Raw genomic sequence first — 26,297 nt, forward strand, 5'->3', positions numbered from 1 at the left:
ATTCAATCCAAATTGTTCTTATGCAATTCGGTTTGGAATGCTTGAAGTAGATGGATGATCGAGTTGATTCCCCGGTTGTAATCCATCCGTTTCGGTCCGATCAAAGCGAGTGTCCCGATCGAGACACCGTCGACCGAATAATGGGCCCGGATGACGCTACAATCTTTTAATGCATCCACATTGTTCTCACTCCCGATCGTGATCAGGATTTGATTATCGAGATTCGGTCGGAGGAAGTCGAGAACGGCTTCTTGCTGTTCGATCAACTCGAGAACAGGTCGTAGTTTTGCGACGTCCTGAAATTCAGGCTGATCGAACATGTTGGCTTTCCCGCCCAGATAGATGAACGGTCGCTCCTCTTGATCCGTCAAGACGAGATCAAGTGCCTTCGAAAGCAACACCGTCTGTTCAGAATGCTCTGAACGGAAGCGATGGATTTCCTCGAGCAGACGACTGCGCAAGGCTGAGAGCGGCGTACCGCGTAACGTCTGATTCAGACGTTCCATCAGTCGGCTCGCTGCTTCCTGGGACAACGCTTGACTCAATTGCAAGGTCTTGTGTTCGACATGTCCCGTCTCCGTGACGAGAACGATGACGACACGACCTTCGGCAAGAGGAATCAATTCCAGATGATGCAAGCGTTGTCCTTCTTCTTTTGGTCCAAGTACAAGCGTCGTGTAATGGGTTAAATCGCTCAACAGGTCTGCTGTGTGCCGAATCAACCGATCATTCTCATTCACGGAATGGGCAAAGAGTGATTTCAATGCCTGCGCTTCTTTTGGTGTGATGCTTTCCGGACGAATCAGATGGTCGACATAAAAACGATATCCGAGTTCGGAAGGAATCCGTCCTGCGGAAGTGTGTGGCTTTTCAATCAGACCCATCTCTTCGAGGTCCGCCATCTCGTTACGAATGGTCGCGGAACTGAACGTCACGTCGTCTCGCTTGGAGAGCGTCCGTGAGCCGACGGGTTGAGCAGTCTTGATGTAATCATCGACGATTGCACGTAAAATCAACAATTGACGATCCGTCAGCACCTTCTTCACCACCTTATTTTGTTAGCACTCACTTTTAACGAGTGCTAATTACATCTTTTACTATAAGGAATTGTCCGTCCGATGTCAACCGAATTGCGTGACCCTTTGAACAGTTTCCCATTCTGCGATACAGTGAAACAAAGAACGGAAAGGATGAATCGGATGATTGAATTATTGGCAATGGCAGGAGTCTTTGTCTGGCTGTTCATCGCGGTCATCGGAACGACTGCCTATTTTTTAAGGAAATCCAAAAAATGAAAAGAAGCGGTATTCCTCTTTTTTAAGGGAACACCGCTTCTTTTCATTTATTCAAGATTCATTGAACCTGCGCTTCACCGATGAACTCCGCAAAGACTTCGTTCGCTAACGGAATACCGGCAGGCGTCAAACGGATATGTGCCTCCGTCTGTTCGACGAGACCGTTTGGCAATAAGCGTTTCATGACATCACCAAACACATCTTCAAACGCCACTCCATATTTCGTCCGGAAACGTTCGAGTGATACGCCATCCTTCATTCGAAGTCCAAGGAACATTTCTTCTTCCATCCGCTCGACGTTCGTCAACGGCGTCTCTTTTCGAACCGGTAACCCTTCCGCCTTGATATAGTGCGGAATTGGTGCGATGTTCGCACGACGCGTCTGATTGATGTAGCTGTGTGATCCTGCACCGAATCCGTAGTACTCATCGTTTTCCCAGTAGACGCGATTATGACGACTCTCTTTTCCTGTTTGTGCGAAGTTCGAGATCTCATACTGCGCATATCCACCTGCTTCGATCGTATCGATCATCACTTGATACATTTCTGCCTCGAGATCTTGCGTCGGTAACGGTAACTTTCCTTTTCGCTCTTGAATCGCAAAAACCGTGTGCGGTTCTAAAATCAATGAATAGGAGGAAATATGCGTGATCGGTAATTGTAGCGCCCGCGTGACGTCGTAGCGGACCTGATCGAGCGTCTGATTCGGTAACCCGAACATCAAGTCAACGGAGATGTTATCAAACCGTTTCGCTGCTGCGTCGAGCGTCTGCGCGACTTTTGCTTCCCGGTGCGTCCGACCGATGCGTTCGAGCAAACCGTCGTCAAACGATTGGACACCGAAACTGACGCGATTGACACCGCCCGCCTTCATGATATCGAGTTTCTCTTCTGATACACCATCTGGATTCGACTCGACCGTGTATTCTAAATCATCGCCTGTCAGGGGCAACAAGTGTTTCTGGATGATTTCCATCAACCGTTGCATCTGTGGTTCATTTAAAGCGGTTGGTGTTCCGCCACCGATGAAGATCGTCTCGAGATGATCCGTCGGGTATTGTTTCAACGTCAGTTCGATTTCGCGTTCGAGCGCATCGAGGTATTCATCAACGGGCTGATTCTTTAAAAAGACTTTATTGAAATCACAGTAATAACAAATATGTTCACAAAAAGGGATGTGGACATATGCGGCGCGTATTCCCATTTCGCCTCATCCTTTCTCTATAAAAACCAAAAAGGGGACGCAAGCGCCCCCACCTGTTTAATCTTCGTCCATGGATAGAACGGACATGAAGGCTTCTTGCGGTACCTCTACTGAGCCTACCATCTTCATGCGTTTCTTACCTTCTTTTTGCTTCTCGAGCAGCTTCCGTTTCCGAGAGATATCTCCCCCGTAACATTTCGCGAGAACGTTCTTCCGTAATGCCTTAATCGTCGAACGAGCAACGATCTTCGTTCCGACAGCGGCCTGGATCGGCACTTCGAACTGCATCCGCGGAATCAATTCTTTCAACTTATCAACGATGACTTTCCCGCGTTCGTACGCGAAGTCACGGTGAACGATGAAGCTGAGCGCATCGACGTTCTCGTTGTTGAGCAGGATGTCCATCTTGACGAGACGCGACTGTTGGTAGCCGATCAATTCATAATCAAGTGACGCATACCCTTTCGTACTCGATTTCAACTGATCGAAGAAGTCGTAGACGATCTCAGATAACGGTAACTCATACGTGATTTTGACACGTGTCGTATCGATATATTGCATGTCAACGAATGTCCCACGCTTCTTCTGGCACAACTCCATGATCGCACCGACGTAGTCATTTGGTGTCATGACAGCAGCCTTAACGAAGGGCTCTTCGATGAATTCGACTTTTTGCTGATCCGGCATCTTCGATGGGTTATCGACGTGCAAGACTTCACCCGCTGTCGTCGTCACGTGATAGATAACCGATGGTGCCGTCGTGATCATATCGATGTTGAATTCACGTTCGATCCGCTCCTGGATGATTTCCATGTGGAGCATCCCGAGGAATCCACAACGGAATCCGAATCCGAGTGCTTGTGATGTCTCTGGTTCGAACTCAAGCGCCGCGTCACTAAGTTGTAGTTTTTCAAGCGCTTCTCGTAAATCGTTGTATTTCGCAGCATCGATTGGATAGAGTCCACAGTATACCATCGGATTCATCTTACGGTATCCTGGCAGTGCTTCAGTAGCTGGCTGTTTCGCAAGCGTAATCGTATCCCCGACACGTACGTCGCCGACCGTTTTGATCGAAGCAGACAACGTCCCAACATCACCGACCGTCAATTCTTGCTGACGTAATGGTTTTGGTGTCGCAACGGCAAGTTCCAGAACCTCAAAGTCCTTACCTGTCGACATCATCCGAATCTTATCGCCGACTTTAACTGTTCCGTTGACGATTCGAATCGATGCTACGACACCACGGTAAGCGTCATAATAGGAGTCAAAGATCAATGCTTCGAGTGGTGCAGACGGATCACCCGTCGGCGCTGGTACTTTCTCGACGATTTGTTCGAGAATTTCTTCAATACCGATCCCTGCCTTCGCAGAAGTCGGAACGGCTTCAGATGCATCGAGTCCGATGACATCTTCGATTTCTTGACGGACGCGTTCGACATCCGCAGAAGGTAAATCGATTTTGTTAATGATCGGAAGGATTTCGAGATCGTTGTCGAGTGCTAAGTAAACGTTCGCAAGCGTCTGCGCTTCGATTCCTTGCGCCGCATCGACGACGAGGACAGCCCCTTCACAAGCTGCAAGTGAACGCGAGACTTCATATGTGAAGTCGACGTGTCCAGGTGTATCAATGAGGTGAAGAATGTAATCTTCCCCATCTTTTGCTGTATACTTCAATTGAACAGCGTTGAGTTTAATCGTGATGCCACGCTCACGTTCGAGATCCATGGCATCAAGTGTCTGATCTTTCATTTCGCGCGATGTCAACGCGCCAGTTTTTTCTAAAATTCGGTCAGCGAGTGTCGACTTCCCGTGATCGATATGGGCAATGATCGAGAAGTTACGAATACTCTTCTGCCGCTTTAAACGGTCTTCATTCGTCATGTTTAGAGTCACCTTACCTTATTTTCAAACGTACATACGGTTCATTATACCAAAAAGCGCTTCACTGTACTATCTCGTTTTGTTTTACCCGAAAAACAAAATGTGAAGATTCCCTAGACGTCGTATTGCTTTTAAGAAAAACGTTTGCTACAATTGTGTTTGTTCTGTTGAACGATAACTGCAGATATGCGAATATAAATCTCGAATGAGTTTTATTGGAGGTGAATCATCCATGGCTAACATTAAATCAGCAATCAAACGCGTTAAAACAGCTGAAAAACGCCGCGTCGCTAACGTACAACGTAAATCGGCAATGCGTTCAGCGATTAAAGCAGTCGAAACTTTCGCAGCTGAAGGTAACAAAGACCAAGCGGTCCTTGCTTTCGCTACAGCTTCTAAAAAAATCGACAAAGCTGCTGCTAAAGGTCTCATCCACAGCAACAAAGCTGGTCGTGACAAATCACGTCTCGCTAAACTCGTAAACGCACTTTAATTCTTTCCGAAGAATACGGTGATGGGTCGCCACTAGGAGGGTTCTCCAGTGGCGATTTTTTATATGATCTAAAATGGCGGACGAAGGACTCGTGTAAAACGATTCCTTCGTCCGCCATTTCTTGTCTTACTTGTCGTCTAGACGATCGATCATGACATAGTGAAGACCGATCCCTTCAATGAGGAACGGTTCTCCAACACGTTCCAGTCCGAGGCGCTCATAAAAAGGAAGTGCCGTGACGCGGGCGTTACACCACCATGCTGTCACTTGTCGTTCTTTCAATAGACGACGGGCTTCTTCGATCAGCGCCCGACCATACCCTTCACCACGCACGTCTTCACTCGACGCCATACCACGAAGCTGATACGTCGCTCCTGGCGCTTGTGCATGCGATTGTTCCGAGAAACTACCGATTGCGACGATTTGTTGTGCTTTTATCCCGCCGAGATGAAACGTCGATGGCAAGGCGTCGTCTGGATAAACACATGCTTCACGTGGTTGATGTGGACGTAACACATCATGCCGTAATGGGATGACCTCTTCTGCTGTAATGACCTGGACTTCCATCATCGTTTGCCTCCTCTTATAGCGTCGCTAAGCGAACAATCAACGCATCGAATAGAATCTTCTTATCACCGCGTCCTGTTTTCATACCTTCATCTGTCGTCGTGATGGCGATGAGTGCTTGCTCGAGCTGCGCAAACGTAAACCGTTTGGCAGACTGGAGTGCCAATTTGATCGCATACGGATGAGCTCCGACTTTTGATGCGATTTGTCGTTCTCCGTATCCTTGTTCTGCTAATCGTTTCGACAGCAACATCATCCGGTATTGGCGTGCCATCAGTCCAAGGAGAGCCAATACTTCCTGTCCTTGTTTTTCAAGGTCGCGAATCAAGCGGATCGCTGGTTCGAGTTGACGCTTCATCAAGTAGTCCGTTAATTGAAAGACGTTGTCCTCTAATGTCCGCGGAACAAGCAAATCGACATCCTCGATTTCGATTGTTGGTCGGTCCCCTGCAAACAACATCAACTTCTCAAGTTCATGGGCTAATGTTCCCCACATCTCAGCAGTCAAGAAAATGAGTCGCTCGATTGCCGGACGTTCCATCCGGTATCCTTTGTCGTTGACAGCATCCAGAACGAAGCGGAACAACTCTTCGATCGTCGGTTTTTTTGCCTCTAGTACCGTCGCGCGCTCCTTCAATCGTTTGACGACGGTTTTTCGTTCATCGAGCTTTTCTGCTTCGACGATCAAGACAACGACCGCGTAGTCTGCCGGTTGTAAGATATAATCCGCTAACCGTTCGAGGTTATGTTGTTTTTTATCTTTTGCTCCTGTCAGGAACATTGCAGGTTTTGCAACGACGACGCGGTAGTCGCTTAAAAAGGGTACCGTCTCCGCTTCATCGAGTACCGCATCAAGCGGTTGGTCGTTCAAATCGATTTTCATATAATCAAAGCGTTCTCCGTCCGGCAGAGCCGCTTTTACGATTTCACGTTCCCATTCTTCTAACAAGTGTCGTTCTGTTCCATATAATAAGTATAAATTCGCTAATTTTCCATTGACGAGCCAAGGAGTTTTCATCATTCCCACCACATTTCACAGTTTGTTCTTAACTTCATCATAGATAATCCTCTTTTATTCCGCTATACTAGAAGCGGAATCTATTAAGGGGGAATGCAGCATGGCACATTCAGTACGCCCACCAAGTGAAAACGCGTTCGAGAACGATATTCAATCAAAACGCAACGATGCGCTCGACTCTGCCGTTGGTTTTGGTGCATCATTCGGCTTCTTCGCAGTCTTGTTCATCATCGGTGTCGCAATTAAGTTCTTAAGTCTATAATCAGTAAAACAGCAACCTTGGGGGGTTGCTGTTTTTTTATTTTATCATAGGTTCACAGCCCGCTGAAGAACAAGTTATACTCCCGTCCTCATCCGTTCGAAAGACGATCCGATCTGTCCCGATCCGCTCAAGCACGTCCGGATGCGGATGCCCGTATCGATTTTTTCGTCCGACTGATAAGATGACAATCTTCGGATTTGTCTTCTGCAAGAGTTCTTCACCGGTCGACGTGTTCGAACCATGATGACCTGCTTTTAGAATATCGATTGGTCCAACGCTTAATTCGTCCTCGATTGCTAGGCCAGCGTCACCCGTCAGTAAAACACGTTGTTTGGCAATCTGTGCAAGTAATATAATAGACCGATCATTCTCTTCTTCTTTTCGTCCTGTCGGTGCAAGTACATGTAACCAAGGACGAATCGTTTGCCCCTTTTGAACGAACTCGACACGCGTCCCAGTTGCTTCGATCGAACGAATCAAATCGTTTCGCTTCTCATCCGTGTTGTCATACGCACCTAAATAAATGGTTTTCACGCGAACTTGACGCAGTAATCCTAGAAGTCCACCGACGTGATCATGATCAGCATGCGTCACGATGAGACCGTCGATTTCTGCTTCTCCTCGTGTGAATAAAAAGGGCGCGACGATATGACTACCCGGATCAAACGGACGGAGCAGTGGATGTGTCGTTTGCTGATAAACACCACCTGTGTCTACGACGAACGTCTCTCCTGCTTTCTCAAGTACGATACTATCCCCTTGCCCGACATCTAAAAACGTGATTTGGTCAGATGCGCGCCACTCCGTGTAACCCCATGCCGTAAGCAAAAGGACCAATGGGAGAGCATGCCCCCACCATCTCCGCTCAGCAATATACCAAGCGATTACTGTTCCGACAACGACGATTGTCAAGACGATCGGAGAAAATGCTGGAACGGCAACCATTGCTAACGGCAGATTCTCCGCCAGTCGTAACGCTTGGTCCATCCATTGAATCGCGTACTGATGCGCGATCTGAAACGTCGAACTGAGTGGTAAAAATGGAAGCGTCACCAGAATGAAAGATCCCGGTAGAATCACCCACTCAATCCAGCTACCAATCAATAGGTTTAACAATGGCGACCAAATTGAAACCGTCGTCTGTTCAATACCCTGTAAAAAGAGGAGTGTTCCAAACTGTGCCCAAGCACTGATAAGCAGCCAGTTCCAAGGACGACGAACCGACCCCATGAGTCGTCTCGACAGCACAAGAAAAAGCGTTAATCCGACCGTCAATTGAAATCCGATATCGTAAATGACAGTTGGTTGAATCGCTAATTGAAAAGCTGCGACCCCCGCAATGACCTCGACCGGATCTAACGGTTTGTGGAAACGACGACCGAGCAACAGAATGATCGCGACAAGAACAGCTCGTGTGACCGGTGGACTCCACTCCGTCAACCATCCGTAAATCGGCAGTAAGATCAGAACGATATCAAGTCGTTTTTCTTTTGTCATTCTGATTTTTCGTAAGACGTACAGCAGACTAAATACTAAAAAAGCAATATGTGATCCTGAAATGACGATCGCATGTAATAAGCCGAATTTCTTAAACCGTTCGAGCGTCACTTGATCCATTAATCGATCCTCACCAAATACAAGTGCTTCGACGTAGAATGCTTGCTTTTGTGGTAACAAGTCTTCTATCCGTTTCAACCATGCTTCACGTACCCGTCTTCCTTCTGCCGCATACCCAAGTGTCGGATGACAGGAATCAAACGAACGTACTTCCCACTTTCCAGCGTAACGATGCGTATGCATGAATTGCAGTTCGTCAAAACCTCCCGCATTCGATTGTTGGCGGACATCGAGCGGTTCCGTATTGACGTGACAGGAGTAACCGATTCGTTCGTATCCTGTCTCATCTTCTGCAATCGTTGCCGTCAATAGCACCGATTGATCGTTGCTCTCCGCATCATAGCGAATTCGATCCCCATTACGCTTACCTGATAAGATGTCAACAGACGAGACGTCGTGCGGTTCAGGTGACAGATGACCCATTCCGATGAATAGACAACTCAGAATGAACAAAAAGAAAAGACGACCGATTGAAAAAGACCATGACTTCATGACAGTAAATAGCATCAGCGTTACTAACCACCAGATCGATTCTTTAATGGCGACAATGAGTAAGAGAACGAACAGCGCATGAAGCGGCATCAGTAGACGATCAGGTAGGATTTAAGCGATTCTAACGTCTTTTCCCCGAACCCTTTCACATCTCCAAGTGATTCGTACGTCGCAAATCCTCCCTTCTCCTCACGATAGGCTAAGATCGCTTCCGCTTTGGCAGGACCAATCCCCGGAACCTCCATCAACTGTTCCGCCGTTGCCGCATTGAGGTCAATCAGTCCTTTTGGTATCTCTGCTTTTGAGCGTTTCGTTGGTTTCGGCTGATCTTTCGTCTTTTTTACCGGCACGATGACTTCCTGTCCATCAATGAGACGTGCCGCGAGATTCATTTGTCGAATGTCAGCTTTCGCAGTCGTCTTTGCTTTTTCGATTGCATCCTTCACTCGATCACCGAGGTGAAATTGATAGGGTCCAGGTGCTTCTACCGCCCCTTTCACATCGACCATGATGAGTTTGTCACGAATCGAGGTCTCCTTTTCTGCTGGCTCTGCTTTTGCCTCTTGTTGTTTATCCGTTAAGGACGGTTGATCGACCATCGCTTCATTCGAGCAAGAGGGTAATGGTACGAACAATAAAATGATGAGTAGCAGGACGACGACGAGACCTGCGATTTGTTGCAAACGTGGAACGGTCAAGACGAATCCCTCCTTTTTCCACGACTCTAACAGGTCGCTACGGACTTCAGGAAACGAAGGAATACGCACTAACCACTCTTTTACAACATGATACGGTGTGTTATGTCGGATAAAGGTCATATCATCCATACCGTTACTTTGAATTAGCATCTGTTTGACGAACAAAAAATCCGTCTCCTTCAAGCAACACGAATGTGTATCGCTTAAAGAAGACGGATGAGATCACTTTTACATTTTTTCAGCAACGAAGAAAATCCGCTCGGCTGTCTCAGAAGGAGCATCCGGTCCAAAATCGCCTGTGACCGCGAGGACCCGGAATCCGGCGTCGCGTAACCACGTCACGTACTGTGCTGGAGGATACGTCCGCTGATGATGCGTTTCATCGACACGCTCGTAGCGACCGTCCTCTTCCTCGATGAAGAAAGTCAGTTCATGGACGACAGAAAGCGGTGCTTCACCAGGATCCGCGAACCAGATATACGAACTTTGCTCCGCATGTGTCGCATATGTCTTTCCATTGAACAACGTTTCCATCTTGTATGGAGAGTGTGTATCAAATAAGAGAAGTCCACCCTCTTTGAGGATTGCTGCTACATGTGTAAACGTCTGTTTGACATCCTCTTCCGTCCGGAGATAGTTCAAGGAGTCGCATAGGATCGTCACGGCATCGACAGGTGTCGGCAATTCGATTTCGCGCATGTCTTGCGCCCAGAATTGAATGCGTAATCCCTCTTCCATCGCTTTTTCCTGCGCGACTTCGAGCATCTCTTCCGATAAATCGATTCCGAGCATCTCATAGTGCGCCGCTAATGCAAGCGTCGCCGTACCCGTTCCACATCCGATATCAGCAATCGTACTGCCAGTCGGAACGTATGCTTTGACCCAGTCGACCCATTGATCGTACGGGACGTCTTGCATCAATTCATCATAGATGTAGGCGAACTGTTCGTATGCCATTAGTTGACCTCGACTTCAACCTTTGGAGCATCTGCCCAGAGTTTTTCGAGATTATAGTAATCACGATCGTCACGGTGGAAGACGTGAACGACGACGTTTTCAAGATCCGCTAACACCCAACGTGCCGCATCGAATCCTTCGAGACGTTTGATCGGCAGGTTATGTTCGTGCGCGACTTCTTTGAGTTCACGTGCGATTGCCTGTACTTGTTTTTCTGAATTCCCTTCACAGATGACGAAGTAGTCGGCAACTGGTGAGATGCTCGACATATTCAGGACGACGATATCTTCAGCGCGTTTATCGTCGATGGCATTTACGATTAATTGTAATTCTTGTTCGACTGTCATAGGACGGTCCCCTTTCGTTTGGCCGCGACGAAGGCATTATAAGTCTCAATCGTACGCGGAAAGATGATGGCTTGTTTTTTACATAAAAAATGAATCGTCTGACTGAGTGTTGCAATGACAGCGTCCGTCAAATCCTGCTCCGCTACTTCACGAAGCGCTTCGACACCTGGATAACTGCGATTTGGTTCAATCGCATCCGCGACGAAGATGATTTGATCGAGCAACGGCATACCGGGTGCCCCCGTCGTGTGATTTGCGATGGCCTGATAAATCACATCTGAATCAAGACCAAGTTCTCGACGGACAAGCTCCGCACCTACTGGCGCATGAAGCAGTTCGTCATCATAATCGAGTAAAACACGTTGATTCAATTCAACGGCAATCGAACGCATCTCATTCGTATCGCGATATTTCGCATAATCATGAAGCATAGCAGCAAGTGTTGCTTCTTCTTCGTCAACACCATATTTAAGAGCCAAGTGTCGCGCTGTCTCGACGACACCTAATGTATGCACATAGCGTCGCTCAGGCAACGTACGCTCAATGATTTGACGTGCTTCTTCAAGGCGCATATAGATTCCACTCCTCAATCCGTTGTCGAACGGCTTCCGGTACAAGGTAGCGAATGCTCCGTCCGCGCGCGACCCGTTGCCGGATATCCGTCGAAGAAATTTCTAGCAATGGCATATCGACTGCTTTCACACGGGCACCACGCGGAATCAGATACCGACTGCCCGGTCGAGCGACGGCACCAAAGACGACTTCCTCGTATAACCGTTCGGCTTGATACCACGTATCGAGGCTCACGAGTGAGTCTGCTCCAATGAGAAACAGAAACTCATGCTCCGGGTACCGGTGCTTGAGTGCACGAATCGTATCATACGTATAGGAAGGCTCTTCGCGCTCAAACTCGATTGCCGAGACGGAAAAAGCAGGATTCAATGCAATTGCTTCTTCTACAAGGCGTAAACGCTTGGTTGCGTCTGTGACTGTACGTTGTTTATGCGGTGGCACATTCGCTGGTACGAACCAGACCGCATCGAGTTCGAGTTGTTCCTGCGCTTGTTCGGCAATCAGGAGATGACCGATATGCGGAGGATCGAACGTTCCGCCCATCAGTCCGATTTTCATCGTGGCAATTCGAGCGTCTTGTTCTCTTTTGATTCTTTATAGAGAACGATGACTTTTCCGATGACTTGAACGAGTTCAGCATTCGTTCCTGCGACGAGTTCTTGTGCGACATCCTTCGGTGCGTCCGCACAATTTTGCAATACTTGTACTTTCAAGAGTTCCCGTTTTTCGAGCGCATCCATCAAATCAGCGCACATCGCTTCTCCGACTCCATTTTTACCGACTTGGAAAATCGGGTTTAAGTCGTGAGCTGTCGCGCGTAAAAAACGTTTTTGTTTACCTGTTAACATGATTAAAATTCCTCCAATTGCTTTCGTATCACCTGCTCGCCAAGTGCAAGGTCAGGTGCTTGTCCGGTGAAGCGTTCAAATGCTTCAGCCGCTTGTAAGACGAACATCGGGACGCCGTCAAGTGTGTCGAGACCTTTTTCGGTCGCTTCACGCAATAGACGGGTCGGCGTCGGTCGATAAATAATATCACAAATCAAGGCGTGCGTCTCCGTCAATTCGATCGGACGTGCCTCGATATGTGGCGCCATCCCGACAGAAGTCGTATTGATGATGACGTCGTAACTCGTTAAATCAAATGTTTCTTGCCATGGTAGAACGGTTGCTCCGAATTCATCGGCAACTGCCTTAGAGCGTTCTTCTGTACGATTCGTGATCGTCACATCTCCGGGCAACGCAGCAATGATGCCTCGCGCCGCACCGCCCGCACCAAGAACGAGCGTCTTTTGAAATGACGGACGACGTTCTGTCAACGCGCGGACGAATCCGATTCCATCTGTATTCGCACCAATCAACTGCCCATCCTGCCGATATACCGTATTCACGGCGCCTGCTTTTTGAGCTGCCGGCTCTAGCCGATCCAGATACGGAATGATTGCTGTTTTATGCGGAATCGTCACATTGATTCCGTCTAGCTGATGTGTGCGTAATTTCGTAATGATTTGCGGCAATTGCTGCTCCGTTACATCGATGAGGTCATAACAGCCGAAAAGCCCAGCCGCTTCCAGCCAAGCTGTATGCAGCTCAGGTGAAAGTGAATGGGCAATCGGATGACCGATGACGGCAAAGCGCATCAGACGAGCGCCTCACGTAAGGATACAGCGACACCTTTCGGGGCGTAAGCAGCGACACGTCCACCTTTTCCGTGAACCGCAACCCACCCGAGTCCACTGAAGACGATATCCGTCTTCATGTTGTCGCGGAGGCTGAATTCATGACGGACAAGCGGCGGTAGCATCTCACGCGTCTTTTCGTTTGGCGGAGACAACAGCTCACCGTTGTGGTTCGCGTATAAATCGTCTGCCTTTTCAAGCTTCGTCCGGTGAACTTTCAATTCGTTCGACATGTAGATGACGAATGAACGCTTGTTCCCTTCCATATAGTCCAATCGTGCAAGACCTCCGAAGAAGAGTGTCTGTTGCGGGTGGATTTGGAAGACTTGTGGCTTGATCTCTTTTTTCGGTGTGATCAGCTTCAAGTCCTTTGCATCAACATAGTGAGCCATCTGATGATGATTGATGATCCCCGGTGTATCATACAGGTTACAGTTATCGTCGAGTGGAATGTCGATCAAGTCTAGTGTCGTTCCTGGGAAGTGACTGACCGTGATGACGGCTTCATCTTCTTCACCGAAGCGTTTGATGACTTGGTTGATCAGCGTCGATTTCCCGACGTTCGTACAACCAACGACATAGACGTCGCGGCCTTTTCGATAATAATCGATTTTTTCAGCGAGTTCATCGACTCCGTGCCCTTTTTTCGCACTGATCAGATGAACGTCGACTGGACGTAATCCAAGTTCTTTCGATGCTTGACGCATCCAGTTCATGAGACGGTTCGGGTTGAGTGACTTCGGTAATAAATCGGCTTTGTTCCCGACGAGTAAGACGTCGTTTTTACCGACGAACCGATGTAATCCCGGTAACCAGCTTCCATTAAAATCGAAGATATCAACGATTTTAACGACAAGTGCATCTTTTTGACCGATTCCGTCTAAGATTTTAACGAAATCATCGTCCGATAACGATACATCTTGAATTTGATTGTAGTGCTTTAATTTAAAGCAACGTTGGCAAATGACCATTTCACGATCAAGTGCAGATTTAGGTGCGTATCCTGGTGCTTTTGTGTCTTCCGTTTGAATGGCGACACCACAGCCAGCGCAGTGGATTTCTTCGATCATATTATGTTGAGCCGCATGCGGGAACGATATCCCTTCTCTTTTCACCGTAGCGCCCTGCTCGCTACTCCAAGAGCGTAACTTCCGACCTCTCGCCGTACATGTTGCGACTGCTGCCTTCCCTTTCATCTACCGATCTGACAGGGTTATTGTTGCTTATCCTGACGAAGTGTTTCGATCGGATGCTCCAGTGCAGAAGGATCTTCCTTGACGCGTTGTGTCAATTTATAGATTCCTTTGCGTTTCATCCGGCGGAAAATGACACGTTCCATCAGGCGATTGAATTTCGTGACGACACCGTCCGTCTTAACGACAGGTTGAACGTGGATGACTTCGATTCCAACGGAGTTTGCACCGAGTACATCCGTGAAGAGTTGGTCTCCTAAGAAGACAACTTCCTTCGCGTGATAACCGAATTCCGTCAATGCCCGTTTAAACCCGATAGGAAGCGGTTTTCGAGCTGGCGCAATATAATGCAATCCGAGTGGATCCGCGAACTTCTTGACGCGGTCTCCGTTATTGTTCGATACGATGATGACGTCGAAACCATATTGATTATTCACCATATCCAGCCAAGCAACCAATTCGTCTGGAGCATCTGCGATATTCCATGCGACGAGCGTATTATCAAGATCGGTCAAAATCGCTTTGACACCGTTTCGTTTGAGCATTTCAAGGTCGATATCGTAGATCGAAGCCACGAAATGTTTCGGATAAAGTCGTTTGAACAAGAATAAAACCTCCAGATAATGGTCTAGCTCTATAGTTAAGTTTAAGAAACAGTTATGCTCTTATCGTTCGATTATAGCACAATCAGGTAGTAAGAGCGACGCACAAAAGAAAACGGAAGGCGGACCTTCCGTTTTCTTAATAATACCGAATCCACAAATAGAGTTGGGATAGAATCAACGTTACGATCGTGATCGGTGCTCCGTAAATCAAAAAGCGCATATAGGTGAATTTTTCACCTTGTCGTGTTGCGAGACCCGCGACGATGACGTTCGCCGATGCACCGATCAATGTCCCGTTACCACCGAGACATGCACCGAGTGCGAGGGACCACCATAACACGTCCACTTTCGCATCTGCTGGTGATAATCCAATTCCAGCAGCCACATCGTTGATGAGTGGAATCATCGTCGCAACGAATGGGATGTTATCGATCGTCGCACTGGCGATACCAGACAACCAAAGCACAGCAGTTGCTGTCGTCTGAATATCACCGCCTGTCAGATCAATCGTCTTTTCGGCGAGGTAACGGATGATGCCCGCTTCCTGAATCCCACCGACGAGCACGAACAATCCGGCGAAGAAAAAGATTGTCGTCCACTCGATACGGGCAAAGATTCCCTCTAACTGATGATCGTTTTCAATCGTCAGCAGCATCAGAACGGTCGCTCCAAGGATCGCGATCGCTGGTGCTTCGAGATGAAGTCCGATTCGATCAAGCACCGGATGTAACACGAACAGCGCAATCGTACTGACGAGAACGATACTACTTCGCGTGACCAATTTTCGACTGACGATATAACTCTTCTCATCGATTTCCATCAGTTTTTGTCGATCTTCCGCTTCGACATGCAACTGCTTCCGGAAGATGAAATACAGGATGCCGATCGTTACGACCGTGATGACGAGGATAATTGGTGCAAGATTCACTAAAAAGGCATTGAACGTCAAGTGTGGATTCGCAGCACCAATCATGATATTCGGTGGATCCCCAATCAAGGTCGCCGTCCCACCGATATTCGCAAATAGGACTTCTGCGAGCAAGAACGGAAACGGCGCGATTTTAAGTATCTTCGTAATCGAAAATGTGATCGGAACGATCAATAGAACCGTCGTGACGTTATCAAGGAATGCAGATCCAAGTGCCGTCAATGCGGACAGTAAAATCAATACCTTGATTGGATCACCTTTCGTCGTCTTCGCCGCACGAATCGCAATGTATTCGAACAAGCCAGATTGATTGGCAATCGTGACGAGAATCATCATGCCGATCAATAAGACGATCGTTCCCCATTCAATATATTCAAACAATGCGGTCTCGAGATCCACGATACCGATGATGACCATCGCGAGCGCTCCAAGCAAGGCGACGATCGCCCGACTTACTTTTTCACTGATGATGAAGCCATAGGTCACTAAAAAAATGATGAGTGCGATATACGTTTGGACCTGTGTACTTCCGATTTCTGCTAATGCCAGTGCCGGCATGATTCATTCCTCCTAAACGTAAGGAGACGCCCAAAACGGGCGCCTCGCTTTCATGAATGCCATTGTCCGAGGCGCTGCCCCATTAAAACTGGTCCAATCGCCTGACTGTCTAACGTCAATGCGTCTTTCGGACAAATCAGGACGACCGTCGAACCGAATGAGAAGTATCCAAACTCATCCCCGCGACGAAGGTCCTTCGACTCGTTCGTCCGAACGATCGAGTTAACGTTCAGTGCGCCGACCATGACATGTTCAAGCGCATGTTTCCCTTGGACGATGCGCGTCACACGACGGTAGTTCCGCGTCAATGGACGAAGCGCATGTGTGAGACCGATCTCATTCACTGGTGCTGAATCGCGACCGAGCGTATAGCTCGTCCGGACTGTTCCATCCATCGGCACATGAACACGATGGTAGTTTTGCGGACTTAAGTAAAAGATCATCACACGTCCACCAACGTATTGCTGTGCCTCGTGATGGGAACCAAGTAACTCAGATACCGTATACGATTGTCCTTTGACAGTAAAGCGGCTATCAGCCGTCAAGTCGTCAACGACGGATAGCACACCGTCACACGGACTGACGAATGCGCCTTCTGATTGATCAATCGGTCGCATTTCCGGTTTGACATGACGAATGAAAACGTCATGTAAACTCGAATACGCTTCTAAATTCCGAGTCGCTTCTGTCATATTTAGATCGTATGCCTGAACGAACGGACGGATGAATGGACGACTGATACGGCTCATCGCAAAACGTTTCAGTTGTTTGGCAACAAGCGGGTGTCCATTTAATTCGAACACGCGAGAGTAAAACCATTTTTTAATCATTGAGATCACCGGATGATTCTTCTTTTGAGTCCTTTACGTCTTTTCCAGCGAAGAACTCTTTATAGCTGTCTTCCGTTTGCTCTCCTGCTACACGTCCGACTTCCTTACCATCCTTAAAATGAACAACCGTCGGTGTACCCTCGATGCCAAACGTGTCCCAAGCCGACTGTTCGACAGCAAGATCAATCTGTTCGAATGGGATGTCCTGTTTTTCACCAAGCGGGACGAGATATGGTTTTACTTTTTCACAGTGAGAACAACCTGTTTGATAGAAATACGTATAGAATTCATCACCGGATTTTACTTTATCTGCGACTTGTGTAGCCGTTAGGTTGCCGTTCTTCGATGCAGAATCTTCTCGATCCGTGAAGACGAGAAGTAATCCTCCCACCAATACGATCAAGGCGATGACTCCGGCTGTAATCCAATTCGCCTTGGATTGCGGTTTTTTCGTGTTTTTACGTTTCGACTTCTTTGACACGTCTATCCCTCCGTCATTCTGGTATTAGCCATTTTTTCTGAACCATTATAGCATGACCATTCGCAAGAATCGTATCGATTTGCAAAGCGTCATCAATCAGTAACAGATCCGCTCGTTCTCCAACCGCTATTCGCCCGCCCGGTATACCATATGCATCCGCGACATGTCGCGTGATCGTCGCGATTGCCTGATCAAAAGTAACACCATGCTCCACTGCATCGCGTACGGCTTGCATCAAGGAAGAGGGTTTTCCTGTATCAATTCGCACTAATCGACCTGCCTCATCAAATGCCGGAAGACTTGCGCCAGCGTCGCTCGCCATCGTGATCTGCTCGAGTGGAATTCCCGCTGCTAAAGCACGGGCGACAGCCTGTCCTGCTGGAATCTCGCCTTCCGCAATGAAGCTTTCCGTCGTACACGTCGTTAAATCGATCCGTCCTCCTCGTTTCGCCCAGGCGAGTCCTGCCTCAAAAATCCGTTCACTCCGATTGATATGTGTCGGAAGGAATTGTTGAATCGGTAGATCGGTCGTGTCGATCACTTCATGTAATAGATCGAGCCCTTGTTTCCCGTCTCCGATATGGACGTTCATCGTTCCCGACACGCCTTTGACCATGCCGGCAATTCGGGCTTCTGACGCTAATCGCGCGAGTTCATGAGCTGTCGGTTGTGTCGATCGGTGATCGTTGATGGCAATCTCTCCGATGCCAATCACTTCATTGATGAGGACGATATCATGTCCTGTCGATTGCGTCAGGAAGACCGGCGGAACCATATAACTTCCGCTTAATAGAAAGGGACGGATACCAGATGCAGCATATCCCCGTATGTGTGCCAGTAGGTCAATTCCTGTTCGTGTCCAACCATCCGTTCCGAGTAATCCAACGACCGTCGTGACACCGCCTTCGAATATGTCACGAACAGTCAACGGAGCCGTTCGCGTGGCAAATCCACCTTCTCCACCTCCACCAATCGGATGTAAGTGTCCGTCGATGAATCCGGGGACTAGCCGTTTGTTGCGACCATCAATCCGTTGCGTGATCAGTGCTTCATCTATGGTGTAGGAACCGATTCCGATGATCTGATTCCCTGCGATGTAGACATTTTGCGGCATCTCTTGCCACAGAACCTGTTCGATGACGATCATCGTTCATTCCTCCTTAAGACAAAAAGCGAGCCTATCGCCCAAGTGACGACATCTCGCTTTTCCTTATTCTGCCTTAGTCCCTTGACCAAGACCTAAATCTTCATTGACGGCATCGAGTGCGAAGACGACAAGTGAAGTGACGACAGACATAGCTGTCGCGAATCCGAAGCTATACGTTACTGCATCAACTGCCGATACGATGAACACAGCCGTGTTCACGAGTAAGAATGACCAAAAGAATGTAACGAGAAAACGCATGATTTCCCCTCCGTTTCCATAACGTACTATAGAGTTATCCTACGATTTGTAGTATACCATTTTTTAATCCAAGCAACAGCTTTTCTCTAATTTTTTCAAGCGCTTTCTTTTCCTTGAAAAACTTAATCGTTTCATACGAAGGACAATCGCTTCATATGCTACAGTAGAATTAACGAAAAGAAAGCGGAGGATTTCATCATGACCCGTCACTTAATCGCTGTCGATCTCGACGGCACCCTTTTAAAAGATGATAAGACAATCAGCGCTGCGAACATCGCTGCACTCCAGCGTGCACGTGCGAACGGTCACGAAGTCGTCATTGCAACCGGACGACCATTTCGTCACGCCAGGAAATATTACGAACAGCTCGGTTTGACGACACCGATCGTTAATTTTAACGGTGGTCTCGTCCATCATCCACAAGACATCCACTTTGAAGTTCAGCATCATCCGATTCCATTAAAAACTGTTCAACATATTTTAGAATCTGTCGCTGAGACGAAAACACAAAATATCGTCTGCGAAGTCACGGATCATGTCTATTTTCAATATGACCCGGTCGGCATTTACGAATTCTATACCGACCATGCCTTATCCGTCACGACCGGAGATTTACGAAAGGTGCTTATGCATGAACCAACATCTCTTTTGATTCATGCCAAAGGAGAACACGTCGATGAGATCCGCTCCGAACTATCTGGTATCCATGCCGAGACGGTACTCAATCGTCAATGGGTGAAGCCTGAATTCATGGTCGAAGTAATGCGAAAAGGTACAAGCAAAGCGGTCGGTCTTGCCCATATCGCCGACCACCTTGGTATTAACTCTAAACAAATCATTGCTTTCGGTGATGAGGAGAACGATTTAGAGATGATCGAATATGCTGGACACGGTGTCGCGATGGGGAATGCCATCCCTGCGTTGAAACATCTGGCAAACGGCACGACGAAGCGAAATGAGGATGACGGGATTGCGTATTACTTGAGACACGTCCTCGGGCTCGCATGAAAACAGATAAAAGGCACTTGCTGCATATCGCAGAGCAAGTGCCTTTTTCATTATCCTTTTCGGAAGTATCCGACGACCGAGTCCGTTGCGACGACGTTGATGAAGACCGTCTCGTCCGCTTCCCGGCAAATCCGTTCAATGTCCCGTAATTCATGACGCTCGATGACCATCATCAACGTCGCTTTTTCAGCTCGAGAATACGTACCAATCGAAGGAATTTGCGTGATGCCTCGAATGATGTGCTGATGCAAAGCCGTCGTGATGTCATCCGCATGATTCGTGACGATGAAAATCGTTAGACGCTGATTGCTCGTATGAATCTCATCGACGACCTTAGACGTCACGTAGATGAAGACGATCGTGTATAAAGCAGTCGACCAACCGAACAACGCTCCTGCTAATAATGCGATCAAGAAATTCAAGACGAACAGATACAAGCCGACACTGCGATCGGAGAAACGAGCAAAGATGAGGGCGACGATATCAAACCCACCCGTCGAAGCACCGAACTTAATCGTGATACCGGTACCGATCGCAAGCAAAACACCTCCAAACACTGCATTCAGTGTTTGATCACCTGGTATGACAGCATATTGAGGAATAAGACCAATGAAAATCGTCGTTGCCAAGACCGAAACCAACGTAATGATTGTAAAACTCCGACCTAACATGATCCATGCGAGCACGATCAAGGGGATGTTCAACGCCAAGAACCAGACGTTTTCACCAAACGCAAATGCTGTATTTTGAAGGACTTGCGTCAGGATTTGGGCAAGTCCTGTAAATCCAGTCGAATAGACACCACTCGGAATCAAAAACCAGTTCATGGCAACGGCAATGACGAATCCCCCAATCGAAGCCACGATCACTTTTAACATACTTTCCTTTACTACTGCTGTCACACGCCGTTCTCCTCTCATTCATAACTATCTTGAAACACTTTAGCACATTCAAATGTCGTCGGATAGTCAAGATTTCCAAAGATTGATGTTCTTTTTCATGATGGCGTTTTCATTTGTGACAAAGGTGTCCTGCTTCTTGTTACACACAAAAAAAGAACCGACTCAAAAATCGGTTCTTTTTTCTCTCTTATACTGTCATCGAAGCAGGAACTGTAATCTGTCCTCCTGCCGGAACTTCAACAGTTGTTCCATGAACGTTTAAGCTGAATGCTTCGCCTTCTGTTTGGGCGATTTCGACGGCATTTGGCTGTACATGGACATGGATATGATGACCGCGCCATTGCATCCGGAACGTATAGCTCGTCCAGCCTTTTGGCAACATCGGCTTGAAGGATAAGGTATCGTTCGCCACCCGTAATCCAGCGAATCCGTGGACGATCGACATCCATGATCCAACCATCGACGTGATGTGTAACCCGTCTTCCGTATCATTGTTGTAGTTATCAAGGTCAAGTCGTGCTGAACGTTGGTACAGTTCGACCGCCTTTTCCTCATAACCGACTTCCGCCGCAATGATCGAGTAGATACATGGTGATAATGACGATTCATGAACCGTGCGTGGTTCATAGAAATCGAAGTTCGCTTTTTTCTCTTCTACACTGAAGCGATCCGTCAAGAAGTAAAGACCTTGTAAAACATCTGCTTGTTTAATGAAGACAGAGCGAAGGATCCGGTCCCATGACCAATTCTGGTTTAGCGGAAGATGTTTTGGATCGAGGTCAGCGACCAAGATTTGTTCCTTATCCATGAAGCCATCCTGTTGCATAAAGATTCCAGGGGCTGCCTCATCTTTTGGATAATACATCTTCGCATCGATATCTGCCCACATTGTCAGTTCCTCATCCGTCAACGCTAATTGATGCATGAGTTCTTGCAAACGTTCTGGCTCTTCTTGTGCTAAATGACGGTGAACAGTCTGCGTATATTCTAGACACCAAGCCGCAATCAGGTTCGTATACCAGTTGTTGTTGACGTTGTTCTCATATTCGTTCGGTCCCGTCACGCCAAGAATCATATAGACGTCCTTATGCGCCACGTAATTGACACGGCTTGCCCAGTAACGGGAAATCTCGACTAATACTTCAAATCCGTATTGTCCGAGGTACGATGTGTCTCCCGTGTAATTCGTGTAATTATAAATCGCATGCGCGATTGCACCATTCCGGTGAATTTCTTCATGTGTGATTTCCCACTCGTTGTGACACTCTTCTCCGTTCATCGTTACCATCGGATAAAGTGCACCCTTCATGCCGACATTCTTATCCGCATTTTCTTTTGCTTGCGGTAATTGATTGTGGCGATACTTGAGTAAATTCCAAGCCACTTCCGGTTTCGACGTCGCAAGGTAGAAGTTCAAGCAGTACGCTTCTGTATCCCAATACGTCGCACCACCATACTTCTCGCCCGTGAATCCTTTTGGTCCGATGTTGAGGCGTGAATCTTCACCTGTGTAGGTCTGGAACATATGGAAGATGTTGAAACGAATCCCTTGCTGTGCCTCGACATCTCCTTCAATCTTCACGTCCGCTTCTTCCCAGTGGTGCAACCAAGCTGATTCATGTGTCGCAAGCAATGATTCAAAGCCTGATTCGAATGCGACATGAACACGTTTCATCGCTTGCTCCAGTAACGCATCGATTTCATGATCGCGATTCGTTACGAGCGCGACGAATTTTTCGACTGTGACACCTTCTCCGACTGCGGCTTGTTTCGTGAAACGATTCGCGACGTACTGCGTATTGCCATCGACGACTTCGCACCGTGCGCCTTCGACATCCGTGATCATCGCTGCCGTTACATGCCAATCGAGCTTTTTCGTTTTTGATGTGACATAACCGAACCGTTCTTCAATTCCGTGTTCGACAGGAAGCCAGAACTTCTCGTCATAATTCGAGTCTTCATTCTCAACATCCGCATCGAGATACGATTCAATGACGATTTCTGCTTCAAAATTGACAGGTGTCACCGTATATTGCAAGGCAGCGATTTCTTTATCGACGATCGAGAAGAAACGCTTGGATTCGACTTTCGTTTCCTCTACCCCATTCTTCAATAGCATCGTCCGTGTCAACACACCGTGTTGCATATCAAGTTCGCGTTTGAAGTCGATGACTTCCCACGTATTCAAATCAACAGCTTTTCCGTTGACAGATACTTTCAAGCCCATGATGTTGACAGCATTGAGTACTTTCGCGAAATACTCCGGATAACCGTTTTTCCACCAGCCGACACGTGTCTTATCCGGATAGTAAACACCTGCGACATACATGCCTTGATGCGTGTCCCCTGTGTATTCCTCTTCAAACGTCCCGCGCATTCCCATATGACCGTTTCCGATCGATGTCATCGATTCTGCCAATCGATTATCTTCTGGATGAAAACCAAGCTCTGTAATTTTCCACTCATTGACCTCAAAAAGTCGTTTCATCGTCAAGTCGCTCCTTTTTATGCTACGCATGTCGGTCACCCTGATCATGTAAGCGTTTCATCTATACTATACATTCTTTATTGTACACATAAAAAGCACCAATGCAATCGTTTGCACGAAAATAAATTTCTTTTTCTGCAACCGCTTCCTTTTACTAGAAATAGACGTCGATTTGAATCAAAAAAAGTCTATTTTCAAACCAATCGGCTTAAAAATAGACTGTCGTTTCATGCTTCAGATTTTCCGCCACAAGACTGACGGACGACGAGATAATGCGGGACGATGACGCGCTTCCCATAAGGTGTCGCATCTTCATTGATTTGTTCAATCAAACAATTCGTCGCTTCAAAACCAAGTCCAAAAATGTTGATTTCAACAGAAGTCAACGGTGGGCTTGAGAATTCTGCGATGAACAAGTTATTGAAACTGACGACGGCCATTTGATCCGGCACACCGATCCCCATTTCATTCAGGGTACTCATGACACCAAGTGCCATCATATCATCACTGACGACGACAGCCGTCGGCGGATGTTCAAGCGACATCAGTCGTTTGACTGCCTCGGCGCCTCCTGTCGTCATGAATGGTGCACTGACGATGTAGGATTCTTGAATCGGGATGCCCTCTTCCATGAGAGCCGTCTTGTAACCCCCGACACGCTCTTGCGTCACAGCTAAGTCCTGTGCGCCTCCGACGAATGCGATACACTCATGCCCAAGTTGATGCAAGTACTTCGTCACTTCGCGACCGGCTAGATAATTATCCGTATCGACATACGTGACATGTGATGAATCACTGAATGGTTTTCCGACGACGACGAACGGAAACTTCGAATCCTGCAGAAATTGAACGACTTTGTCATCCGTGCGGGAATACAGCACGACGACACCATCGACACGACGGCCCTGAACCATCGAGACGACACCTTCATATACTTCTTCTTCCGAGACACCTGTCGTCATATATAACGAATATCCATTTTGATGCGCTTTTGTACTGATTCCTCGAATGACTTCCGAAAAGAACGGGTTTTGTAGCGTTTTTGTTGCAGCACTTGGCATGACGAGACCGATCGCTTGTGTCGTTCGATTCGCTAGACTGCGAGCATGAACGTTCGGATAATATCCGAGCTCATCCATCGCCTGCCGCACCCGTTCCTTCGTCTTTTGACTGATGCGTGAACTATTCGCAATGACGCGTGATACCGTCGAGGGTGCGACATTCGCTTCCCGTGCTACATCCTTGATTGTTACCTGCATCCCCTTCACCTCACATTTCCCCTAGTTAAGTATTTTATTTTGTTTGACGTTGCATGCGTTTACGGTGAACGAGAAGAAGTATGAGCGCTAAAATCGGAGCAATCGCACCAATGGCGATGATCGACCACCAGTTGACTTGTGACTTTTCGATGACATAGCTGTTCGCACTATTTGCATCAAGCGTGATCTCATAGGCGTCACCATCTTGACGCACCAAGTCTGAGAATAAAAGTCCTCTTAAACGCTGGTCATCACCGATTTCTTTCGCAGACACGCGTAAGCTCGTCTTTTTTTCTCCAAGATTGATCGCGTAAACGACTTGTTGTTGTTTCGTCTCCCGTGAGTAGACTGCCATATGATCTGTTTTTGCGATCAAGCGTTGCTTCCCTGTTGCAAACGCTGGGTAGTCCTGACGCATCTCGTTCAACGTTTTTACGTACTGTTGCATCTTCTTGTTTTGATCAAATGTCATCATCATCCGGTTTCCAGGATCCTCGCCACCTGGCATCGCCACCTCTGTTCCTTGGTAGACGATCGGCATCCCCGGGGCAGCATAGAGTGCAAACAGCGCCAATCGAAGCTGCCGTTCCTCTTCGTCTGCTCCACCAATCTTTGCTTCCGTGATGAAGCGCTTGACATCATGATTATCAATGAAGGTTGCAAGTCCCTTGGCATTCGGATTAAACGTAGTATCTCGATTATAAACTGAATCGAGCTCTTCCGCTGAACCATTTTTGCGGGCAAACTGATCCTTGACTCCATAATAAAACGGGAAGTTCGTCACGGAATCAAAACCTAATTTTGAATAGGATGCGATTTTTCGCGGATCTCCATCGAATACTTCAGCCAACAAGAATAAGTCCGGATGCTTTTCTTTGACTGCTGGAATGAACGTTTCCCAAAAAGAGGCTGGCACATGGCGAACCGTATCGAGCCGGTATCCGTCTATACCCGTTTCGTCGACCCAGTAGTTCGCGACATCAACTAAATAATCGACGACTTCTGGATTTTCCGTATTGAAGTCCGGTAAATCGAACAGCCAGTTATTTTCGACTTCCGACGGGTTATTCCAGTTCATGATTGGTTGATTTTTATGGAACCACTCCGGTTTTTCTTTCACCATTGGATGATTTGGTCCTAAATGATTGACGACAAGATCAAGGACGACCTTGATATCCCGGTCATGAGCTTCCTTGACGAGGCGTTTAAACTCTTCCTTTGTTCCGAAGTGCGGATCAATCTCGTAATAATCATCCGTCCAGTATCCATGATAACCATTCGGACGGTTCTTAAAGATCGGCGTTAACCAAATCGACGTGAATCCCTTTTCCTTGATGTAATCGAGACGTTTCGTCACGCCTGCTAAATCACCACCTTGAAACGCTTTTAGATTTTCAGGATCCGCCTCTCGGTCATTACTCGGATCGCCATTCTCGAACCGGTCCACCATGATGAAATACATTCGTTCTTTTTCCCAACCTGCTGCTTCACCCGTCATCGGCTGAAGTCCGATAGACAAGAGAAGCGGCAAGAGGAGAAGCATTATGCCTCGTCTCAT

At 47.5% G+C, this 26,297-nt stretch carries 27 protein-coding genes; 3 read left to right on the forward strand and 24 right to left on the reverse strand.

The genetic code is table 11. From position 1 onward, the window contains the following. Positions 1-2 precede the first annotated feature (2 nt). The 3 genes from hrcA to lepA all read right to left on the reverse strand — a co-directional run bounded on the left by hrcA (position 3) and on the right by lepA (position 4,380). Entirely contained in the window at positions 3-1,037 is a 1,035-nt protein-coding gene (gene hrcA, locus KNQ06_RS10825) for a heat-inducible transcriptional repressor HrcA (RefSeq protein ID WP_214724412.1), read from the reverse strand. Positions 1,038-1,353: 316 nt separating this feature from the next. Further along, entirely contained in the window at positions 1,354-2,499 is a 1,146-nt protein-coding gene (gene hemW / locus KNQ06_RS10830) for a radical SAM family heme chaperone HemW (protein ID WP_215148161.1), read from the reverse strand. Between the two features lie 57 nt (positions 2,500-2,556). Further along, complete coding sequence (lepA, locus tag KNQ06_RS10835; RefSeq protein WP_023467435.1) at positions 2,557-4,380, reverse strand: translation elongation factor 4; 1,824 nt, start codon at positions 4,378-4,380, stop codon at positions 2,557-2,559. 232 nt (positions 4,381-4,612) lie between these two features. Between lepA and rpsT the strand changes: the two genes are divergently transcribed. Next, on the forward strand, positions 4,613-4,873 hold the full coding sequence (rpsT, locus tag KNQ06_RS10840; RefSeq protein ID WP_023467434.1) for a 30S ribosomal protein S20: 261 nt from the start codon (positions 4,613-4,615) through the stop codon (positions 4,871-4,873). Between the two features lie 126 nt (positions 4,874-4,999). Here the strand turns inward: rpsT and KNQ06_RS10845 are convergent, their stop codons facing one another. Further along, complete coding sequence (locus tag KNQ06_RS10845; RefSeq protein ID WP_251133514.1) at positions 5,000-5,443, reverse strand: GNAT family N-acetyltransferase; 444 nt, start codon at positions 5,441-5,443, stop codon at positions 5,000-5,002. Positions 5,444-5,456: 13 nt separating this feature from the next. Then, positions 5,457-6,458: a DNA polymerase III subunit delta gene (gene holA / locus KNQ06_RS10850; protein ID WP_215148163.1), complete on the reverse strand. Its 1,002-nt coding sequence runs from the start codon at positions 6,456-6,458 to the stop codon at positions 5,457-5,459. A 100-nt stretch (positions 6,459-6,558) separates the two neighbouring features. Between holA and KNQ06_RS10855 the strand changes: the two genes are divergently transcribed. Beyond that, entirely contained in the window at positions 6,559-6,720 is a 162-nt protein-coding gene (locus KNQ06_RS10855; RefSeq protein ID WP_023467431.1) for a YqzM family protein, read from the forward strand. Positions 6,721-6,756: 36 nt separating this feature from the next. Here the strand turns inward: KNQ06_RS10855 and KNQ06_RS10860 are convergent, their stop codons facing one another. From KNQ06_RS10860 to KNQ06_RS10930, 15 genes are all read right to left on the reverse strand, one after another. Then, positions 6,757-8,919, reverse strand: coding sequence for a DNA internalization-related competence protein ComEC/Rec2 (locus tag KNQ06_RS10860; protein ID WP_215148165.1), 2,163 nt, complete (start codon positions 8,917-8,919; stop codon positions 6,757-6,759). Then, on the reverse strand, positions 8,919-9,527 hold the full coding sequence (locus KNQ06_RS10865) for a helix-hairpin-helix domain-containing protein (RefSeq protein ID WP_215148167.1): 609 nt from the start codon (positions 9,525-9,527) through the stop codon (positions 8,919-8,921). Before KNQ06_RS10865 ends, KNQ06_RS10860 begins: the two co-directional genes overlap by 1 nt. 228 nt (positions 9,528-9,755) lie before the next feature. Continuing rightward, on the reverse strand, positions 9,756-10,484 hold the full coding sequence (locus tag KNQ06_RS10870) for a class I SAM-dependent DNA methyltransferase (RefSeq protein ID WP_215148186.1): 729 nt from the start codon (positions 10,482-10,484) through the stop codon (positions 9,756-9,758). Next, a complete protein-coding gene (rsfS, locus tag KNQ06_RS10875) occupies positions 10,484-10,831 on the reverse strand; it encodes a ribosome silencing factor (RefSeq protein ID WP_023467427.1) in 348 nt (115 codons plus the stop codon). Before rsfS ends, KNQ06_RS10870 begins: the two co-directional genes overlap by 1 nt. Then, a complete protein-coding gene (gene yqeK, locus KNQ06_RS10880; RefSeq protein WP_023467426.1) occupies positions 10,828-11,403 on the reverse strand; it encodes a bis(5'-nucleosyl)-tetraphosphatase (symmetrical) YqeK in 576 nt (191 codons plus the stop codon). The genes rsfS and yqeK overlap by 4 nt, the downstream gene beginning before the upstream one ends. Further along, the gene (nadD, locus tag KNQ06_RS10885; protein ID WP_214724405.1) at positions 11,393-11,962 is read right to left on the reverse strand and encodes a nicotinate-nucleotide adenylyltransferase; all 570 of its coding nucleotides are present in this window, start codon (positions 11,960-11,962) and stop codon (positions 11,393-11,395) included. The genes yqeK and nadD overlap by 11 nt, the downstream gene beginning before the upstream one ends. Continuing rightward, entirely contained in the window at positions 11,959-12,252 is a 294-nt protein-coding gene (gene yhbY / locus KNQ06_RS10890) for a ribosome assembly RNA-binding protein YhbY (RefSeq protein ID WP_023467424.1), read from the reverse strand. The genes nadD and yhbY overlap by 4 nt, the downstream gene beginning before the upstream one ends. A 2-nt stretch (positions 12,253-12,254) precedes the next feature. Continuing rightward, positions 12,255-13,043: a shikimate dehydrogenase gene (aroE, locus tag KNQ06_RS10895; RefSeq protein WP_058265063.1), complete on the reverse strand. Its 789-nt coding sequence runs from the start codon at positions 13,041-13,043 to the stop codon at positions 12,255-12,257. Then, entirely contained in the window at positions 13,043-14,152 is a 1,110-nt protein-coding gene (yqeH, locus tag KNQ06_RS10900) for a ribosome biogenesis GTPase YqeH (RefSeq protein ID WP_023467421.1), read from the reverse strand. The genes aroE and yqeH overlap by 1 nt, the downstream gene beginning before the upstream one ends. Positions 14,153-14,295: 143 nt before the next feature. Then, entirely contained in the window at positions 14,296-14,880 is a 585-nt protein-coding gene (locus tag KNQ06_RS10905) for a YqeG family HAD IIIA-type phosphatase (RefSeq protein ID WP_023467420.1), read from the reverse strand. A gap of 136 nt (positions 14,881-15,016) precedes the next feature. Then, positions 15,017-16,366 (reverse strand): ArsB/NhaD family transporter, encoded by a 1,350-nt coding sequence (locus KNQ06_RS10910; protein ID WP_195865607.1) that lies wholly within the window; start codon positions 16,364-16,366, stop codon positions 15,017-15,019. Between the two features lie 50 nt (positions 16,367-16,416). Further along, on the reverse strand, positions 16,417-17,196 hold the full coding sequence (locus KNQ06_RS10915; protein WP_214724403.1) for a phosphatidylserine decarboxylase: 780 nt from the start codon (positions 17,194-17,196) through the stop codon (positions 16,417-16,419). Next, positions 17,189-17,677 (reverse strand): thioredoxin family protein, encoded by a 489-nt coding sequence (locus KNQ06_RS10920; RefSeq protein ID WP_050677692.1) that lies wholly within the window; start codon positions 17,675-17,677, stop codon positions 17,189-17,191. Before KNQ06_RS10920 ends, KNQ06_RS10915 begins: the two co-directional genes overlap by 8 nt. 13 nt (positions 17,678-17,690) lie before the next feature. Further along, positions 17,691-18,824: a beta-aspartyl-peptidase gene (gene iadA / locus KNQ06_RS10925; RefSeq protein ID WP_215148188.1), complete on the reverse strand. Its 1,134-nt coding sequence runs from the start codon at positions 18,822-18,824 to the stop codon at positions 17,691-17,693. 63 nt (positions 18,825-18,887) lie between these two features. Next, on the reverse strand, positions 18,888-19,082 hold the full coding sequence (locus tag KNQ06_RS10930) for a YjzD family protein (protein ID WP_023467415.1): 195 nt from the start codon (positions 19,080-19,082) through the stop codon (positions 18,888-18,890). Positions 19,083-19,280: 198 nt separating this feature from the next. On the opposite strand from KNQ06_RS10930, the gene KNQ06_RS10935 reads away from it, so the two are divergent. Continuing rightward, positions 19,281-20,090 carry a Cof-type HAD-IIB family hydrolase gene (locus KNQ06_RS10935; RefSeq protein WP_214768965.1) on the forward strand — a complete coding sequence of 270 codons (810 nt, stop codon included), beginning with the start codon at positions 19,281-19,283 and terminating at the stop codon, positions 20,088-20,090. A gap of 50 nt (positions 20,091-20,140) precedes the next feature. On the opposite strand, the gene KNQ06_RS10940 is transcribed toward KNQ06_RS10935, so the two are convergent. From KNQ06_RS10940 to KNQ06_RS10955, 4 genes are all read right to left on the reverse strand, one after another. Next, on the reverse strand, positions 20,141-20,992 hold the full coding sequence (locus KNQ06_RS10940) for a YitT family protein (protein WP_023467413.1): 852 nt from the start codon (positions 20,990-20,992) through the stop codon (positions 20,141-20,143). A gap of 187 nt (positions 20,993-21,179) precedes the next feature. Continuing rightward, positions 21,180-23,480 (reverse strand): glycoside hydrolase family 65 protein, encoded by a 2,301-nt coding sequence (locus KNQ06_RS10945; RefSeq protein ID WP_215148190.1) that lies wholly within the window; start codon positions 23,478-23,480, stop codon positions 21,180-21,182. A 227-nt stretch (positions 23,481-23,707) separates the two neighbouring features. Then, on the reverse strand, positions 23,708-24,739 hold the full coding sequence (locus KNQ06_RS10950) for a LacI family DNA-binding transcriptional regulator (RefSeq protein ID WP_035398727.1): 1,032 nt from the start codon (positions 24,737-24,739) through the stop codon (positions 23,708-23,710). A gap of 34 nt (positions 24,740-24,773) precedes the next feature. Beyond that, a complete protein-coding gene (locus KNQ06_RS10955; RefSeq protein WP_215148193.1) occupies positions 24,774-26,297 on the reverse strand; it encodes an alpha-amylase family glycosyl hydrolase in 1,524 nt (507 codons plus the stop codon).

This window comes from Exiguobacterium sp. s91 (assembly GCF_018618915.1).
GTDB classification, from domain to species: domain Bacteria; phylum Bacillota; class Bacilli; order Exiguobacteriales; family Exiguobacteriaceae; genus Exiguobacterium_A; species Exiguobacterium_A abrahamii.

Excerpts from the sequence above, each read along its gene's own strand:
- KNQ06_RS10860 (WP_215148165.1), bottom strand. The coding sequence starts at position 8,919 with ATGCCGCTTCATGCGCTGTTCGTTCTCTTACTCATTGTCGCCATTAAA.
- rsfS (WP_023467427.1), bottom strand. The coding sequence starts at position 10,831 with ATGACAGTCGAACAAGAATTACAATTAATCGTAAATGCCATCGACGAT.
- KNQ06_RS10870 (WP_215148186.1), bottom strand. The coding sequence starts at position 10,484 with ATGGCATACGAACAGTTCGCCTACATCTATGATGAATTGATGCAAGAC.
- rpsT (WP_023467434.1), top strand. The coding sequence starts at position 4,613 with ATGGCTAACATTAAATCAGCAATCAAACGCGTTAAAACAGCTGAAAAA.
- aroE (WP_058265063.1), bottom strand. The coding sequence starts at position 13,043 with ATGCGCTTTGCCGTCATCGGTCATCCGATTGCCCATTCACTTTCACCT.
- nadD (WP_214724405.1), bottom strand. The coding sequence starts at position 11,962 with ATGAAAATCGGACTGATGGGCGGAACGTTCGATCCTCCGCATATCGGT.
- KNQ06_RS10930 (WP_023467415.1), bottom strand. The coding sequence starts at position 19,082 with ATGCGTTTTCTCGTTACATTCTTTTGGTCATTCTTACTCGTGAACACG.
- yqeH (WP_023467421.1), bottom strand. The coding sequence starts at position 14,152 with ATGATCGAAGAAATCCACTGCGCTGGCTGTGGTGTCGCCATTCAAACG.
- KNQ06_RS10915 (WP_214724403.1), bottom strand. The coding sequence starts at position 17,196 with ATGATTAAAAAATGGTTTTACTCTCGCGTGTTCGAATTAAATGGACAC.
- yqeK (WP_023467426.1), bottom strand. The coding sequence starts at position 11,403 with ATGCGCCTTGAAGAAGCACGTCAAATCATTGAGCGTACGTTGCCTGAG.
- hemW (WP_215148161.1), bottom strand. The coding sequence starts at position 2,499 with ATGGGAATACGCGCCGCATATGTCCACATCCCTTTTTGTGAACATATT.
- iadA (WP_215148188.1), bottom strand. The coding sequence starts at position 18,824 with ATGATCGTCATCGAACAGGTTCTGTGGCAAGAGATGCCGCAAAATGTC.
- lepA (WP_023467435.1), bottom strand. The coding sequence starts at position 4,380 with ATGACGAATGAAGACCGTTTAAAGCGGCAGAAGAGTATTCGTAACTTC.
- KNQ06_RS10855 (WP_023467431.1), top strand. The coding sequence starts at position 6,559 with ATGGCACATTCAGTACGCCCACCAAGTGAAAACGCGTTCGAGAACGAT.
- yhbY (WP_023467424.1), bottom strand. The coding sequence starts at position 12,252 with ATGTTAACAGGTAAACAAAAACGTTTTTTACGCGCGACAGCTCACGAC.
- KNQ06_RS10950 (WP_035398727.1), bottom strand. The coding sequence starts at position 24,739 with ATGCAGGTAACAATCAAGGATGTAGCACGGGAAGCGAATGTCGCACCC.
- KNQ06_RS10945 (WP_215148190.1), bottom strand. The coding sequence starts at position 23,480 with ATGAAACGACTTTTTGAGGTCAATGAGTGGAAAATTACAGAGCTTGGT.
- KNQ06_RS10845 (WP_251133514.1), bottom strand. The coding sequence starts at position 5,443 with ATGATGGAAGTCCAGGTCATTACAGCAGAAGAGGTCATCCCATTACGG.
- KNQ06_RS10910 (WP_195865607.1), bottom strand. The coding sequence starts at position 16,366 with ATGCCGGCACTGGCATTAGCAGAAATCGGAAGTACACAGGTCCAAACG.
- holA (WP_215148163.1), bottom strand. The coding sequence starts at position 6,458 with ATGAAAACTCCTTGGCTCGTCAATGGAAAATTAGCGAATTTATACTTA.
- KNQ06_RS10955 (WP_215148193.1), bottom strand. The coding sequence starts at position 26,297 with ATGAGACGAGGCATAATGCTTCTCCTCTTGCCGCTTCTCTTGTCTATC.
- KNQ06_RS10935 (WP_214768965.1), top strand. The coding sequence starts at position 19,281 with ATGACCCGTCACTTAATCGCTGTCGATCTCGACGGCACCCTTTTAAAA.